Consider the following 17,699-nt stretch of genomic DNA (forward strand, 5'->3'; position numbering starts at 1 on the left):
AATAATTGTTATAAATAAAAGAATTCTGGGGGCGAAATAATGTTTCAAGATAAAATATTACTCATTACAGGAGGGACAGGGTCTTTTGGTAATGCAGTCTTAGATCGTTTTCTAAATACAGATGTCAAAGAAATTAGAATTTTTTCTCGTGATGAAAAAAAACAAGATGATATGAGAAAAAAATATAGAAATGAAAAAATTAAATTCTATCTTGGTGATGTTCGTAATAAGGATAGTGTTAAAAATGCAATGTATAATGTAAATTATGTATTTCACGCAGCAGCTTTGAAACAGGTTCCTTCTTGTGAATTTTTCCCAATGGAAGCTGTGAAAACAAATGTCATAGGTACAGAAAATGTTCTTGATGCTTCTATAGAATCGGGTGTTCAAAAAGTGATTTGCCTTTCAACAGATAAAGCGGCTTATCCTATTAATGCTATGGGAATTTCAAAAGCAATGATGGAAAAAACTTTTGTAGCAAAATCTAAAAACATCAATCCAGAAAGAACATTAATCTGTGGTACTAGATACGGTAATGTAATGGCTTCACGAGGTTCAGTTATACCGCTTTTTATAGAACAGATAAAAAGCGGGCAAGACATTACTGTGACTGACCCTTATATGACAAGATTTCTTATGAGTCTTGAAGAAGCAGTAGAACTTGTCATTTTTGCATTTAAGAATGCAGAGACTGGAGATATTATGGTGCAAAAATCACCTGCTTCAACAATTAAAGATCTTGCACAAGCAATTAAAGAACTTTTTAGTGCTGATAATGAAATCAAAATTATAGGTACACGACACGGAGAAAAGTTGTATGAGACACTACTTACAAGAGAAGAGCACGTAGTGGCTCAAGATTTAAAGAATTTTTATAAAGTTCCTGCTGATTCTCGTGATTTAAATTATGACAAATATTTTGTGGAAGGTGACAAACAACTAACTACAGAAACGGAATACAATTCTCACAATACTTTTAGGTTAAATGTGGAAGAGATTAAAGAAAAACTTTTGACTCTAAAATATGTACAAGAAGAGTTGAAGGATTGGAGGCAATTATGAATATTTTAATTACAGGAGCAAATGGGTTCATAGCAAAGAATCTTATAGCTGATTTAAGCCATAGAGGAGAACACACTATTACTAGAGTAACTCGAGATACTAGTAAAGAAAATTTAATAAATGCATGTAAGAAGGCAGATTTTGTATATCATCTTGCAGGAGTAAATAGACCTAAAAATACGAATGAATTTATAGATGGAAATATTAACTTTACACGTGATTTAGTTTCCATTTTAAAAGATTCTGATACGCCTCCTCCCATACTCATTACATCCTCAATACAAGCTGAAAATGACACACCTTATGGAAAAAGCAAAAAGTCTGCAGAAGATATGATTTTTTCCTACGGAGCACACACCGGAGCTAGAATCTTGGTATATAGATTGCCGAATGTTTTTGGTAAATGGTGTAAACCAAATTATAATAGCGTAGTAGCAACATTTTGTAATAATATAACACATAATAAACCGGTACAAGTCAATAATATAGAGACTCAACTAAGTCTAGTTTATATTGAAGATGTTATTAAAGAATTTAAAAGTAGCTTATATAACCAAGAAAATAGAAAAGGTGACTTTTGTAAAATTGAACCAATATACCAAGTGAAGCTGGGAGATATTGTGGATTTGTTGCGTTCTTTTAAAAAAATTAGAGAAAGTCATTTGGTTCCCGATATGAATGAGGAGTTCACAAAAAAATTATATAGTACATATTTAAGTTATTTACCGAAGAATGAATTTAAATATGATTTGGAAATGAATGTTGATGAGAGAGGGTCTTTCACTGAATTTCTTAAAACAGAGGACAGAGGACAAGTATCTGTAAATATATCTAAACCGGGGATTGTTAAAGGAAACCATTGGCATCATACCAAAAATGAGAAATTTTTAGTAGTAAGTGGCAAAGGGATTATAAGATTGAGAAATATATATGAAAATGAAATTTTAGAATATCATGTAACGGGGGAGTATTTAGAAGTCGTTGATATACCACCAGGTTACACGCATAATATTGAAAATTTAGGTAATGAAGATATGATTACTATTATGTGGGCAAACGAACTTTATGATGTGGATAAACCTGATACATTTCATGAGGAGGTTTAAAATATGGAAAAACTAAAAGTAATGACAGTTATTGGTACACGACCAGAAATCATTAGATTATCAGCAGTAATTAATCGTTTGGAAGATTCTGAGGCTATTGACCACGTGTTAGTACACACAGGTCAAAATTACGATTATTCATTAAATGAAGTGTTTTTTAATGATTTCAATTTAAGAGAACCAGATTATTTCCTTGAGGCTGCAACACACTCAGCTATTGAAACTATTGGAAATATTTTAATAAAAATTGATAGTCTAATTGATGAAATAAATCCAGATGCATTTTTGATACTGGGTGATACTAATAGTTGTTTATCTGCAGTGGCTGCAAAACGTAAAAAGGTTCCTATTTTCCATATGGAAGCAGGAAATAGATGTTTTGATCAAAGAGTACCAGAAGAGACTAATAGAAAAATAGTAGACCATATTGCGGATATAAATTTGACTTATAGTGATATTGCTAGAGAATACTTACTTAAAGAAGGATTACCTGCAGATCAAATTATAAAAACTGGAAGCCCAATGTTAGAAGTTCTTAATTCAAGAAGAGATGATATTGAAAACTCTGATATTTTGAAAGAATTAGGTCTTGAAAAAAATAAATATTTTGTAGTCTCAGCCCATAGAGAAGAAAATATAAGTTCTGAAACAAATTTCACTAATCTAGTTGATAGTTTGAATTCAATTTCTGAAAAATATCAATATCCGATTATTATCAGCACTCACCCAAGAACAAAAAATAAGTTAAATGAAAAAGGCATTGTTTTTAATACAAATATAAGAACTATAGAGCCTTTAGGGTTTAATGATTATATTAAATTACAAAAAGAATCTAAGGTTGTATTGAGTGATAGTGGTACGATTAGTGAGGAAGCTTCAATTCTAGGTTTGAAGGCAATAAATATTAGAGAAGCTCATGAGCGACCTGAAGCTATGGAGGAAGCTAGTGCTATGTTAGTTGGTTTAAATAAAGAAAGAATCCTACAAGGCATAAGTATATTAGAAAATTCAAATCACAAAAAAAACTTATTAGTGAGCGATTACAATAAACCGAATGTAAGTGAGAAGGTTCTCAAGATAATTATATCCTATACCGACTATATTAAGAGAAATGTTTGGAAAGTATAGTACAGAAAGCTGGTTACCTTAAGGTGGGGCAGACGCTATGAGAGATATTCTAAGAGTGAGCGGGGGAAATGTACTTTTTTTAGCTCTAAGTATTATAATGACTTTATTTCTTCCATTTATATTGTCAGTAGAAGATTTTGGTTATTGGCAACTATTTTATTTTTATAGCAGTTTCTCGGGGTTATTAATGTTTGGCTTTAATGATGGAATTCACTTGAGATTTGCTGGAGTATCAGAAAATGAACTTAAAAACATACCGGTTGGCAACTATTTTATCTTTAACTTACTATTTGCGGGGATATTAACAATATTATTCTTAATAGTTATTATGATAATAGATATAGATACGCAAAGGAAGATAGTTTTTTTTTCTTTAGGTATATATTTATGGCTCTTTAATATAAATAGCTTCTTTAACCATGTATACTTGATAACTATGCAATTCAAAAAATATTCTTTTTTGAAATATGCACAAAGGTTACTTTTTTTAATACTCTTAATAGTTAATATTTTAACCATAAATATTTTTAATTATAAGAGTGTAATCTTTTTGTATGGAGGTGCTATATGCCTTTTAATACTTCTAAATATATATTTAAACTATAGTATATTATTTAAGCATAAGTATGGGACAACTATTAAAGATATAGTAACAAATTTTAAAAGAGGGTTACCACTAACAATAGCTGCAATCATTTCAATGTTACTTGTCGGTTACCCACGAATTATTGTAGATAATAATTTTTCAATAGAGATTTTCTCTGTTTATTCACTTGCTTCGAGTATGCTCTCAATGCTGATAACAGTAATATTATCAATATCAACTGTTTTATATCCAAAGTTAAAAAAGAAGTCTAAAAATGACATAGGTATAATCATGCATAAAGCAACGAGTATAATAGCTCCAGTATTAATAATAAGTTTTTTAAGCTATTTTGTCTTTGTTATTATAATAAGAAATTTTTTACAACAATATATTTCTATATTAGATTTTATACATTTTATTATGCCTTTAGTTTATTTTCAGGCATTATTCAATATTATCATCGTGAATTTATTTAAAATATATGATCTTGAAAAGAATTTATTTATCACCAATAGTATGGGACTTATATTTAATATATTAATTACCTATTTTGTTTTTAGCATATATGAAAGTTTAGAAGTAATCGCGTTAGTATCTACTATAACATATGGTATATTTTTTTTAGTATCCTTAGTTTATGTATCCAATCTTACTCAATGGGATTATAAAAAACATCATTTATGGGCTGATTATATATATATGGTGATTTTCATAATAGCTATAGAATTATTCCATGAATATATCACTTTTGTAGTAATACTTATAAGTACTATTATTTATGCGTTATATATCCTAATTATAAAAAAATACTATTTATTATTCATAGGAGGTAGAGAATGAATATTGTAATCTTAACAGGGAATTACTTACCTACACCATCTCCGAATGGCAATATTGCAAAAATTATAGCTGAACAATTGTCAATTGAAGGAGACAATGTATATGTAATTTGTTTTGATAAAGGGTTTATACCTCTTTCAGATAGTAGTATAAAGCCTGTACCTATCACTACTTTACATAGAAGGTTAAGGTATTATTTTATAGAAAAAAACATACCTTTAGGAGTAAAAATAACTTCTTTATATAGAGTGGGTTATAGATTAATTACTGGAAGAACCCAAGAGAGTTGGTATATTAAAAAAGCATTGAATAGTCTGAAAAAAATTAATAATGAAGAGGAGATCGATTTAATAATAAGCCTAAATAATCCTATTGAAGCACATATTTCTGCCATAAAATTTAAAGAAGAATTTGGTACAAAAGTAATAACTTATTGGCTAGATCAATACTCAGATGCTAGTAAAATCCACAAATATAGTTTGTTTAAAGAAAAAAATTATAATAATAATATATTAAAAGAGAAATGGATACATAACTCTAGCAATTTAAATTTGATAACAGAAAATAGAGTAGAGTGGATAAAAAATTATATAGGCCAGAATAACTATTCAATTACTAAATATCCTTTAATTACGAAAAAAAATTACTCGAACAACTCTAACAGTAATCAAATAAACATAACTTATGCAGGTAGTTTTTATAAGAATTTACGAGAGCCGTTACAACTATTATCCTTTTTCGAAAAATTGAATGAGCAAAATGTTTATTTAAATGTTTATGCCAAAGGTGATTGTGAAGAAACCTTAAATCAATTTAGAGATACTAAAAATATAAATATTTTTAGTGTGAAAAGTAAAGAGGAAATAATCGAAATATACACCCAAAGTAATATATTAATTAATATAGGAAACTCTAATCCTACTCAAATGCCTAGTAAGTTATATGAGTATATAGATATGGGAGTACCTATATTGAACTTCTATTATAGTAATGATTATGAAGATGTATTAAGAGACTATCCTTACCATTTATCCATTCCCTATGAGAGATTAAATGAGTATGAAGGACAGATAATCGATTTTATAAATAAATATTCCAAAATGAGGTTATCTAAAAAGAACATACTATCTTATTATTATGAAGCTACGCCAGAATATGTAGTTTCTAAAATCAAGGGTAATTATCTAAAGAATAAGTAAATATAGATTAAAGGAGAAAAAATGGATAATATATTACGAGAAAAAGGGTATATAAATTTAAATTTATATATGATTCTTCCTTTTGGAGCAATTGTATTATTACCTAGTCAATACTCTAGTCTTTTTAGATTTAATACACCTGTGGGTGAATTAAGAATCGATTTTATTTTTTTACTCATAGTATTAGTGAGTATGATTTTTTTGAGCTTAAAGAAAATCTATATCTCACCTTTTAGGTTACTATCGTCTCTAATCATATTAAATACTTTATTCCTAATAATTAATTTGGCATCAATATTTGTAAACGGATTTACTTTAGAAATGTTAAGGTATGTGATTTACATATTTATAATTAGTTTTGGAATGATTATATTAGTAGGAATAAGTTGGAAAAAGGTTGATTATCATAAAGTAATAATTTATTCAATATATTTTTCGACTATTGTATGTATGATTGCAATTCTAGAATTTTTCAATGTATTTAGATTTTATAGTGACTTATACTTGGAAGATAATGTTTGGTTCAGTTACTATGAAGGGTCAAGTAATATAAGAGTTACTTCATCTATAGGTAATCCTTTAGTGTTATCAGCTTTTTTGTTACTTATGGTAAATGTAATTTTATATGTAAAAGAAATTTCTGCAAAAAAAGTATTTTGGTATAGTATTCTTCTAATACATTTTCTAACCATATTAGCTACTCAATCGAGATCTGCTTTCATATGTTTACTTATAATTTTAGGCTACCATTATTTTCTAGATATAAAGAAAAATTTAACAGTAATTTTTGCTATAATAATATCTACAAGCACCTTCTTGGTAATATTAGATTATTTACAAGCAGATCAAAACTTTATAAATAGATTGTTATTTAAAGAACAGTCTGCAAGTTTTAATATTAGATATGAAGCTTATCTTATAGCAGCTGAGATGTTAAAAGATATAGAAATAATTTCTTTTGGAGTAGGGCCTAATAGGGTGAATTCTATTCTGGATACAATCAATACCAGAGTTCAGACCTTGGACAATGTGTTTTTGATGACATTTATCAGTACAGGAATATTTGGTTTGTTAATCTTTACCTTAATCTTTATCTTTATATGGATGAAACTTCATAATGTGACTTACCGCCTTAAACTATTTGGAAGAGGGCTAGTTATTACTATGGTTGTAATGGGATTTTCATTTAATATCACTTATTTTTCTGCTATTTGGGGAGTGTTTTGGTTTTATATAGGAATAATAATAATGTTAAATAGTGCTGAAAAAGAAAAGGTTATTCACTAACAATTTAGAGTGGTGTAATAGAGGTTGTTAAAATTTAACATACTCAGATTTTAGCCAATGTATATGCTGTAGTTCCATCAAAATTTTACAATACTATACCAAGTATTTGGCTGGTTAATATATGACATTGTATATCTTTAAAAATCATATTATAGAGGTGAGAAATAATCAAAAAAATACTATACATTTCTTTAATTTTTCCCCAACAACGTGTATTCAAGACAATCCAAAGTTTAAATGATTTAGGTTATGAAGTAGATATAATAACATTCAAAATTGATAATAATAAAGTTGAGGCATTCGATCTTAACAAGTTAGAATATAACTTAACTTATTTAAAGCTACCCAAATTAGTGATGTTTTTGCCGTTAAAACTTTTTTTACTTAAAAAACAGATAAGAAAAATGGTGAAATTTAACAAATATCATAAAGTCATCATGAGAGATATTTTTTCATGGGATATTTCATTATATTTAAAAAAATATCATAATACGGAATACATAATCGATATAGCTGATAATTACCCTGAAGTTTTTAAGTCTAGATTCAGAAGTAAAACACTATCTAATTTTTTGGCATATTTTTATAATTTGAGCGAAAAAATTGCTGTAAAAAATTCCAGATTTGTTTTTGTGGTTACTGACTATAGTAAAAATCTTTTAATCAAAAAACATAAATTAAAACCAGAAAGTATTTCTATTTTAAACAATTATCCTCAGAGAAGTGATGTGCTTACTCCCAAATCATGTTTGAAACCAATCAATGTTTCTTCGAAACCAAGTCTCGTTTATGTTGGGACTGTTGATCAAAAAGTAAGGAACTTAGATGATGTCCTATCATATATTAAGGATACGGATATCGAATTGAATATATACTCTTACAATAAAGAAACCATTGAAAAAATGGTAGACATACATCAAGTTAAAGACAATGTTAAAATCCATGAACCAGTTAAGAGGTCTAATCTTATTAAATCAATTAGAAAATATGATATAGGAATCATTCCACATAAGCTAATATTAGGGACAGAATATACTGTACCTAATAAATTATATGACTATATTCATAGTGAAGTGCCTATATTAGCAACAAAAAATAAGGCTATGACACGGGAGATTCAAAATCTTGGTGTAGGAAGAACCTATAACAACAAAAAAACATTTTATCATGAACTTTATTATTTAATAAATAATAAAGATAAGTACTTAAATCATATATGCCAAGTTAAGCATGAGTGTGTGTGGGAGAAACAAAATGATGTAATAAAGGGAAGGTTATTATAATGAAACAATTGCTCAATTCTTTTGGAACTGGCGAAGTTTATTTGGAAAACATCTCTAAACCAACCATTGACAAAAATAAACTCTTAATAAAAAATCATTACAGTGCAGTTTCCGTAGGGACAGAACGAATGTTAGTAGACTTTGGAAAAGCAAATTACTTTCAAAAAGCTAGACAGCAACCAGAAAAAGTGAAAGAAGTTATCAATAAAGTGAAAACAGATGGGCTAAATACAACTTATAATGCAGTTAAATCTAAACTTGATCAGCCTATTCCATTAGGTTATAGTTCTTGCGGTGAAGTGTTGGCAGTTGGTGAAAACTGCAAAGACTTCGAAGTTGGTGATTTTGTGATTTCCAACGGTGCGCATGCTGAAGTTGTTGCTGTAAATAAGAATCTTGTAGCAAATGTACCTGGCGGGGTTAGTCTGGAACAAGCCGCTTTCACAGTTATTTCTACAATACCACTTCAAGGAATAAGGTTACTCCAAGTAGATATAGGAGAAACAGTGGTGGTAACAGGATTAGGACTAATGGGATTAATAGCTTCACAAATCCTTATGGCTAACGGTTGTAAAGTAATCGCTACAGATTTTGACTCTAATAAAGTTGAAATTGCTAAAAGTTTTGGTGTTGATGCTATTGATTTGAATAGTGGGATGGATATTGTTGATTATGTTAAACAGCAGACTGGTGGTTTTGGATCAGATAAAGTACTTATAACAGCCTCAACAAAAAGTAACGATCCTATTATGCAAGCAGCTGAAATGGTACGAAAAAGAGGTAAAATTGTACTTGTTGGAGTGGTTGGCCTTGATATTGATAGAACTCCATTTTATGAAAAAGAAGTCACTTTTCAAGTTTCATCCTCCTATGGGCCAGGCAGATATGATTCTCAATATGAGGAAGGTGGGATTGATTACCCCTATGGCTATGTAAGATGGACAGAGAATAGAAACTTCCAGGCAATATTGGATCTGTTGAAAACAAATCGTATATCATTTGATAGGTTGATTACTCATAGATTTCGATTTGAGGAAGCTGACAAAGCATATGAGGAACTGAGTAATACAAGTAATGTCATTGGAGGTCTATTTGAGTATGATCACTCTTCAGTTGAAACTGAAGACATAGTTGATATTTCTTCTAATAAAGTCAATCCTAAATCTCACGTTACTATAGGAATGATAGGGGCAGGCAATTACTCTAATCAAACGCTTCTTCCAAAAATAGACAATAAATTTAGAAAGAAAATTATTGCAAGTTCAGGAGGGATGAGTTCTACTGTAGTTGGAAAAAAACATGGATTTGAATCTGCGACCACAAATGTTGATAATATTATGAATGATGACGAAATCAATACAGTGATTGTTACAACGAGACATAACTCTCATTACAAGTATGTAAAAGAGGCTATGGAAAATAATAAATCTGTATTTGTTGAGAAGCCATTGGCTCTAACTCATGAAGAAATAGATGATTTGGTACAAGTTTATAATGGTCATCATGTGATGGTAGGCTTTAATCGTAGATACTCCCCTTTAGTTGAAAAAATGAAAGAACTATTTTCTTCAACCTTATCTGCAAAATTTATTAATATTAATGTTAATGCTGGGCAAATTCCTAAAGATCACTGGTCACAAGATCATAAAGTGGGCGGTGGGCGTTTAATTGGGGAAGCATGTCACTTTGTGGACCTAGCCAAATTTCTTGCAGACTCAAAAATCTTAAATCACAAGATTTTAAGTATGTATGACAGAGATGAAAACTTTGACACTTTTTCTATTATTCTCAAGTTTGAAGATGGATCACTAGCAAATATAAATTATTATGCAAATGGGAGTAAATCATTTCCTAAAGAACATGTACATGTAAGTTGTGAAGACAAGATATTGGAAATAGATAATTTCAAAGTTTTACGTGGATTTGGCTTTAATAAGTTTAAAAAAATGAAGTCTGCTAATCAGGATAAAGGGCATGAAAAATGCATTAATGAATTTCTTAAGAGTACTAAAACAAACCAATCTCTTATACCGTTCGAAGATATTGTTGAAGTTTCAAGAGTTTCAATTGATTTAGACGCAAAGATGAGGAATTAATATGAATATTGAATTGGTGAAAAATATGGGGATGAGATGGCTTATTTATCGATCACAGTATGAAGTGAAGAAAAAATTTGGCTATCTAAAAAAAACGTATCCATCTAAGCATCTTGAAGATATTAATATAGGCTATAATATAGGAAAAAAAACTATAAGAGATAGAATCTTAAGTAATTTTTCAGAGTTGAGCAAAGTTGACCAATTAAAACCTGAAGATATATTCAGGTTAAAAGTAAGAGCTGATAGGATAGTTGAGGACAAATTTCATTACTTTAATGATTTGGAAAACACTTATTCCTACGTAGCATGGAATTATTCGCCTAAGACAAGAAGTCACGCTCCTAAAGATTATCATTGGAGTGAAATTTCTGACTTTAATAGTGAGTTTGGAGATATAAAGTGGATTTGGGAATTGAGTCGATTTACTTTTACTTATGATTTGGCAAGAGCATATCTCTATACTGGGAAAGATGGATATGCTGAAAAATTTTGGAGACTTTTTGAAGACTTCATTGAAAATAATCCTCTCGAAACAGGGGTGAACTACAAATGTAGTCAAGAAATGTCTTTTAGAGTTAACGCATGGCTATTTGCTCTATATCATTTTATAGATCACCCATCTTCTACAGAAAAGAGAGTGATAAATATGGTAAAATCAATAGCTCATTATGGTAATCATATCCACAAGCACATTAATTTTTCGGTTGAGGCTGTGAAAAATAACCATAGTATCTCTGAAGCGACGACTTTAGTAGTTATAGGCAATACATTGGATTTTCTTCCAAACAGTAATAAACTCTTTAGAAAAGGTTCGAAAATATTAAAAAAGGAAATCAATTGGCAGATCAAAAGTGATGGAAGCTTTATTCAGCATTCTCATAATTATCATAGGCTCGTTTTACAAAATATTTCTTGGTACTTGACGAGTATGAAGAGCGTGAATAAATATATCTCACAGACTATAGTAAAAAAAGCGAATCTTTCAATCGACTACTTTATGAATGTGATTTCAGCTAAAGGGGAAGTTCCAAATTATGGGATGAATGATGGATCATATATAATGCCCTTGACTGAAAGAGGATATAATGATTATCGTCCAGTTCTTCAATGCTTGAACTATCAATTAAACAACACATTGTTATTTAGAGACACCTCTGTAAATGAAATTCTAAATCTGTTCAACAGGACAGTAAGTGTTGAGGAGACTGATACTAAGGAGCATGAACCCAAGGATGTCGCAATCAATCATGAGGGGGGTTATCACACCTTAAAACATGGTGATTTTAAAGTTCATGTAAAGTCGAAAAGTTATAAAGATCGACCAGCACAAGCGGATATGAATCATGTAGAGATATGGTGGAGAGAGCAATGTATTTTTTGTGATGCAGGGACCTACAGTTATAATGACAACATGGGTATTATCAATTACTTTAACGGCACCCCATCACATAATACAGTTTTAATTAATGATGAGAGTCAGATGAAAAAAGGCGCGCGTTTTATTTGGTATAATTGGTCAAAATCAAAAAAGCCAGAAGTTAAACGAAAAGCCAGTGAAGTTAGAATAGAAGTCGAGCTGCGTAATTATGGGAAATACCGTCATAAGCGATCAGTTACAATTGGATACAATGAAGTGGTAATAATTGACCAAATTGTAGCACCCTCTGATAAGGATATAGCTGATTTTAAACTGCAATGGCTGACAGAACTAGATGTAAAGGTTAAAGAGAACCAGCTTAAATTGGGCGAGGATGAATGGAAAATGACTTTTGCCTCTGATAATGGTGGTGAATTAATCACCTATTATGGTAGTGAAGAACCCTTTAGAGGATGGGTTTCTTCCACATATGGAGAAAAACATGCAGCTAATCAGATAATCTATCACACGAAAACAAGTAACCGCAGCTATAATATTAAGACTATTTTAAGCAAAACAGAAAAGGTGTAAATATGCATATTTTGTTGGTTCACCAGTTTTATTTAGGAGAAAGTGATTCAGGCGGCTCAAGGTTTAACCAGTTCGTCAAATATTGGGAAGATCGTGGACATACTATAACTGTCTTAGCTGGTACAGTGAACTATACTACAGGGAAGAAGAATGAAAAGTACAAAGGCAAATTTATAACTAAAGAAAAAATATCAGAAAAAGTTACGATTTTAAGATGTCATGTATCAGATAACTATAATAAAAACTTTTTAGGTCGTTTGGGTGGTTACTTTTCTTTTAATTTCTCTTCAGCAATAGCTTTATTCAAGACCAGTAAACCAGATATAATTCTTGTGACTTCTCCTCCATTATTTGTAGGATTAACAGGGATATTAGCGAAAATAACCAAAAGAAAGCCTTTGATTTTTGAAGTTAGGGATTTATGGCCTGAATCAGCCATCGATATGGGAATACTCACAAGCAAGCCTATTATTAAACTTGCATATCTAATAGAAAAACTATCTTACAAGACTGCGGATAAAATAAATGTACTGACTCCTGCTTTCAAAAATAAATTGGTGAATCAGAAGAGTGTAACAGAAAGTAAAATTATATATGTTCCAAACGGTGCAGATACAGATATTTTCCAACCTGAGTCTAAAGTAGGTTGGGTGAGAGATAAATATAATTTACATGACAAGTTCATTGTTACTTATATGGGAGCTCATGGAATTGCAAATAATCTTATCACTTTATTGAAAGCTGCAAAAAAATTGCAGGCAATCGATAATGAAATTCATTTCATGTTGATAGGAGATGGGATGAAAAAACCTGAACTGGTTGAATATGCTAAAGAAAATGGAATCAATAATGTTACTTTTGTAGCAGCTCAGTCTAAAGCAGTTATGCCAGATTTCTGTAATACTTCGGATTTATGTACAGCTATTTTACAGAATAATAGCACATTTAGGACAGTATATCCGAATAAAATATTTGATTATATGTCATGTAAAAAGCCAGTGTTAATAGGTATTGATGGGATAGCTAAAGAGCTGGTAGTTAATAATAATGCAGGAGTTTATGTAAATCCTGATAATATGAATGAAATGGTCGATAAAATACTAACCTTAAAAAACAACCCCTCTCTGTTAGAAGAAATGGGGAATAATGGATATGAATTTGTTATTAATAATTTTCAGAGGCAAAAGCTTGCTGACAAATACGTAGAGGCAATGGAGGAGGTTATTAATGATTAAAAGACTTTTTGATTTCACTGCTTCTTCTATAGGTCTTGCTGTGGCTTCCCCTATTTTATTAGGTACCACATTACTGGTTAAAAAGAAGCTTGGCTCCCCTGTTCTTTTTAAGCAGACTCGCCCTGGACTTCGCGGAAAGCCGTTTGAACTATACAAATTCAGAACGATGATTGATGGCAAAGATGAAAATGGCATGCTACTTCCAGATGAAGAACGTTTGACTGAGACCGGCAAGTTCATTAGAAAATATAGTTTGGATGAACTGCCTCAACTTATCAATGTAATCAAAGGGGAGATAAGCCTAGTAGGTCCACGTCCCTTACTTATGGAATATCTCGAATTGTATGATGAACGTCAGATGCGCCGTCATGAAGTGAAGCCTGGAATTACAGGGTGGGCACAAGTGAATGGTAGAAACGCAATATCTTGGGAAGAAAAATTTGAACTGGATGTGTGGTACGTGGAAAATCAGTCGTTTTTACTTGATATGAAGATTCTCTACCTTACATTGCTGAAAGTGCTCAAAAGTGAAGGCATCAACCAAGATGGCCAAGTGACCATAGAGAAATTCAAAGGAAGAAAAGAAGCAGAGCCGGTATGAAAAAAGTAATATTAATTGGAAATGGTGGCCACAGTAGAGTCATTCAGGAAATGATTAATAAAAACAACGCCTATGAATTGATTGGTATACTCGACCAATCAGTGGAATCTTTTTATAAAGAGGAGTCTGTAATTTATGATAATACAGACAATCTCTCTTATTATAAACAGGAAGCATCTTTTGTTCTAGCCATCGGAGATAATAAAACCAGGAAAAAAATAATGAAGGAAAACAACCTTGAACCTGAAAACTTTGCTACTATTATCGATCCTTCAGCAATAGTAGCAACTGACGTCTCTATTGGTGCAGGTACGGTGGTTATGCCTGGAGCAGTTATAAATACAGGTACTATAATTGGAAACCATACAATTATAAATACGCGTGCAGTAGTTGAGCATGACAATGTAATAGAAGATTTTGTCCATATCTCCCCTAATGCAACATTAACCGGAACCGTTCGTGTAAGAAATTTTTCCCATATAGGTGCAGGGGCTATTGTAATACCTAACAAGACGATTTATGAGAATGTGTCAGTCGGTGCCGGTGCAGTAGTCGTTGAAGATGCTGAAAAGAATACTGTTATTGTTGGTGTCCCAGCAAAAATCATTAAAAGGAGATCTTAGTTATGGGCAATCAGAAAATTCATTTGTCCTCCCCACATATGGGAGGAACAGAAGAAAAGTATGTACAAGAGGCGTTTGATACTAACTGGATTGCTCCTTTGGGTAATAATGTCAATGAATTTGAGAAACAAGTCAAGTCCTACACTGGTATCCGAGCTGCTTGTGCGTTATCCAGTGGTACGGCTGGCATACATATAGCACTCGACCTTTTGGGAGTGAAGCAAGGTGATATTGTATTTTGTTCCTCTCTCACGTTTATTGCAAGTGCTAATCCTATCCTTTATTTAGGTGCCGAACCGGTCTTCATCGATTCTGATTTAGAGAGCTGGAACATGTCACCTATTGCGCTGGAAAAAGCATTCAAGGCTTATGAAAAAAAAGGACAATTGCCAAAAGCAGTTGTTATCGTTAATCTTTATGGGCAGTCAGCAAAGATGGACGAACTTATGGCCATTTGTGATAAATATGAAGTTGCTGTTGTGGAAGATGCGGCAGAGTCACTTGGTTCAAAATATAAGGGGAGAATGAGTGGAACATTTGGTAAGTTTGGTATATTTTCTTTCAATGGGAACAAAATTATTACGACTTCCGGTGGTGGCATGATTATATCTGATGACAAAGAGTTAATCAAAAAGTCATTGAAAAAAGCGACTCAGTCGAGGGATCAGGCAAAGCACTATCAGCATAGTGAAGTCGGTTATAATTATCGATTAAGTAATATCAGTGCTGGCATAGGTAGAGGGCAGATGGAAGTACTTAATCAACGTGTGGAACAAAAAAGGACCATATTTAATCGGTATGCAAAGGCTTTCGAAAACATAGGAGGAATAGAACCAATGCCAGAAATGGAGAATACGCTACACAATCGATGGCTCTCTGTGTTTACTATTGGTTCAAGTGAACTTGATATTCGTCCTAGTGAAATCATTGAATATCTCGCGAAATTTCATATAGAAACGCGTCCAGTTTGGAAGCCGATGCACATGCAACCTCTATTCGAGGATTGCGCCTATTTTAGTGAAGATGAAGATAATGCAAAATGTTTATTTGAAAATGGCATATGTCTACCTTCTGATACTAAAATGACTGAAGGTGAACAAATTTCAGTAATCAACAGAATGTTGGAGGTTCTCAAATGAAATTGACGACAATAGGTTTAGGATACATCGGTCTGCCGACATCGATCATGTTCGCGAAGCATGGTGTGGATGTCCTCGGTGTGGATATCAAGCAGGAAGCAGTGGATATGCTGAATGCTGGCAAGATTCATATCGAAGAGCCGGGCCTACAGGATGCGCTGGAGGCAGTAATCGAACAGGGGACTTTCCGTGCATCCACGACACCGGAAGAAGCGGATGTCTACATCATCGCCGTGCCGACACCGAATAATGATGATCAATTCAAATCCTGTGACATCTCCATCGTCATGTCCGGCGTGAAGAGTATCGTACCGCTGCTGAAGAAGGGCGATACGGTCATTGTGGAATCCACGATTGCACCCCGCACGATGGATGATAATGTTGCACCATACCTTGAAGAGCAGGGCTTCACCATTGGTGAGGACATCTTCCTCGTTCACTGTCCAGAACGCGTCCTGCCCGGCAAGATCATGGAGGAGCTCATCTACAACAACCGCATCATCGGCGGCATGACGCCGGCCTGTGTGGAAGCCGGCAAGAAGGTCTACGGCACATTCGTCAAAGGCGAGATGATCGAAACGAATGCCAAGACGGCAGAGATGTCCAAGCTGATGGAGAATACCTACCGTGATGTGAACATTGCATTGGCCAACGAACTGGCAAAGATCTGTAATCATCTCGACATCAACGTACATGAAGTCATCGAAATGGCGAACAAGCATCCGCGTGTGAATCTGCATACTCCAGGACCGGGTGTGGGCGGCCACTGTCTGGCGGTTGATCCATACTTCATCATTGCCGAAGCACCAGAGAAATCCCCACTGATCCAGCAGGCGCGGGAGATCAATAAATCCATGCCGGCATATGTCTTCGATTATACGAAGGAAATCCTCTCCAAGCTTGATGGCGCGAAGGTCACTGTCTTCGGTCTCACGTACAAGGGCGACGTGGATGATATCCGTGAATCTCCGGCATTCGACATCTACGAACTGCTCAGGAAGGATGAGAAACTCGATGTCGTGGCCTACGATCCACACGTCAAGATGGACTGGGTGGAAAAAGATGTGAAGAAGGCGGTCGCCGACAGCTCGCTGGTACTGGTACTGAGTGACCACAGCCAGTTCAAGGAAATGACGGATGACGACTTCTCCACGATGAAGGACGCCTACATCTTCGATACGAAGAACGTCATGAAGCACGACTTCAAAGAAGTGAACTACTATAACTATGGAAATATCCAGAAAATCAAAGAAGATATTCACCTGAAATTTAATGTAGTATTGTAAGACTGCATAAAGAGTTGTGGACTATAACCCGAATAATGGACAGTTAATAAAAAACGTCCATTATTCGGGTTTTTCTGTGCCCACTCAATAATCTTGTTTATAATGAAAAAAAGTATTGGAACGGGGGCATCTTATGTCACGGCATTTTTCAGCATTTGAAATGAAGCAGTTGGAAAAGAATTCAAACATTCTCAGTGTCTCAGATTGTTCGATTACTTATCATCCGGGATTCAAAAAGGTCGCTGTCCAAACCTATCTTTCAGGGGGGAACCGACCC

Annotated in this window: 14 protein-coding genes; all 14 read left to right on the plus strand. The window is 32.9% G+C overall.

All coding sequences use genetic code 11. From position 1 onward, the window contains the following. Positions 1 to 39: 39 nt before the first annotated feature. The 14 genes from RQP18_RS03430 (at position 40) to RQP18_RS03495 (ending at position 17,422) form a co-directional block, all read left to right on the plus strand. Positions 40 to 1,062, plus strand: coding sequence for a polysaccharide biosynthesis protein (locus tag RQP18_RS03430; protein ID WP_342388763.1), 1,023 nt, complete (start codon positions 40 to 42; stop codon positions 1,060 to 1,062). Beyond that, positions 1,059 to 2,168, plus strand: coding sequence for an NAD-dependent epimerase/dehydratase family protein (locus tag RQP18_RS03435; RefSeq protein ID WP_342388764.1), 1,110 nt, complete (start codon positions 1,059 to 1,061; stop codon positions 2,166 to 2,168). The genes RQP18_RS03430 and RQP18_RS03435 overlap by 4 nt, the downstream gene beginning before the upstream one ends. 3 nt (positions 2,169 to 2,171) lie before the next feature. Next, positions 2,172 to 3,296: a non-hydrolyzing UDP-N-acetylglucosamine 2-epimerase gene (wecB, locus tag RQP18_RS03440; RefSeq protein WP_342388765.1), complete on the plus strand. Its 1,125-nt coding sequence runs from the start codon at positions 2,172 to 2,174 to the stop codon at positions 3,294 to 3,296. Positions 3,297 to 3,333: 37 nt separating this feature from the next. Beyond that, on the plus strand, positions 3,334 to 4,722 hold the full coding sequence (locus RQP18_RS03445; protein ID WP_342388766.1) for a lipopolysaccharide biosynthesis protein: 1,389 nt from the start codon (positions 3,334 to 3,336) through the stop codon (positions 4,720 to 4,722). Continuing rightward, positions 4,719 to 5,921, plus strand: a complete 1,203-nt coding sequence (locus RQP18_RS03450) for a hypothetical protein (protein WP_342388767.1) — start codon at positions 4,719 to 4,721, stop codon at positions 5,919 to 5,921. Before RQP18_RS03445 ends, RQP18_RS03450 begins: the two co-directional genes overlap by 4 nt. A gap of 21 nt (positions 5,922 to 5,942) precedes the next feature. Continuing rightward, complete coding sequence (locus tag RQP18_RS03455) at positions 5,943 to 7,208, plus strand: O-antigen ligase family protein (RefSeq protein ID WP_342388768.1); 1,266 nt, start codon at positions 5,943 to 5,945, stop codon at positions 7,206 to 7,208. A 437-nt stretch (positions 7,209 to 7,645) separates the two neighbouring features. Next, positions 7,646 to 8,491, plus strand: coding sequence for a glycosyltransferase (locus tag RQP18_RS03460; RefSeq protein WP_373446117.1), 846 nt, complete (start codon positions 7,646 to 7,648; stop codon positions 8,489 to 8,491). Then, entirely contained in the window at positions 8,491 to 10,587 is a 2,097-nt protein-coding gene (locus tag RQP18_RS03465) for a bi-domain-containing oxidoreductase (RefSeq protein ID WP_342388770.1), read from the plus strand. The genes RQP18_RS03460 and RQP18_RS03465 overlap by 1 nt, the downstream gene beginning before the upstream one ends. A 1-nt stretch (position 10,588) precedes the next feature. Then, entirely contained in the window at positions 10,589 to 12,538 is a 1,950-nt protein-coding gene (locus RQP18_RS03470) for an alginate lyase family protein (protein WP_342388771.1), read from the plus strand. 2 nt (positions 12,539 to 12,540) lie between these two features. After that, a complete protein-coding gene (locus RQP18_RS03475) occupies positions 12,541 to 13,773 on the plus strand; it encodes a glycosyltransferase family 4 protein (RefSeq protein WP_342388772.1) in 1,233 nt (410 codons plus the stop codon). Next, positions 13,766 to 14,374 carry a sugar transferase gene (locus RQP18_RS03480; RefSeq protein WP_342388773.1) on the plus strand — a complete coding sequence of 203 codons (609 nt, stop codon included), beginning with the start codon at positions 13,766 to 13,768 and terminating at the stop codon, positions 14,372 to 14,374. The genes RQP18_RS03475 and RQP18_RS03480 overlap by 8 nt, the downstream gene beginning before the upstream one ends. After that, positions 14,371 to 14,997, plus strand: a complete 627-nt coding sequence (locus RQP18_RS03485; protein WP_342388774.1) for a NeuD/PglB/VioB family sugar acetyltransferase — start codon at positions 14,371 to 14,373, stop codon at positions 14,995 to 14,997. The genes RQP18_RS03480 and RQP18_RS03485 overlap by 4 nt, the downstream gene beginning before the upstream one ends. Before the next feature lie 2 nt (positions 14,998 to 14,999). Further along, the gene (locus RQP18_RS03490) at positions 15,000 to 16,136 is read left to right on the plus strand and encodes a DegT/DnrJ/EryC1/StrS family aminotransferase (RefSeq protein ID WP_342388775.1); all 1,137 of its coding nucleotides are present in this window, start codon (positions 15,000 to 15,002) and stop codon (positions 16,134 to 16,136) included. Beyond that, the gene (locus RQP18_RS03495) at positions 16,133 to 17,422 is read left to right on the plus strand and encodes a nucleotide sugar dehydrogenase (protein ID WP_342388776.1); all 1,290 of its coding nucleotides are present in this window, start codon (positions 16,133 to 16,135) and stop codon (positions 17,420 to 17,422) included. The genes RQP18_RS03490 and RQP18_RS03495 overlap by 4 nt, the downstream gene beginning before the upstream one ends. Positions 17,423 to 17,699 lie beyond the last annotated feature (277 nt).

The sequence above is a fragment of the Salinicoccus sp. Bachu38 genome, from assembly GCF_038561955.2.
GTDB lineage: Bacteria > Bacillota > Bacilli > Staphylococcales > Salinicoccaceae > Salinicoccus > Salinicoccus bachuensis.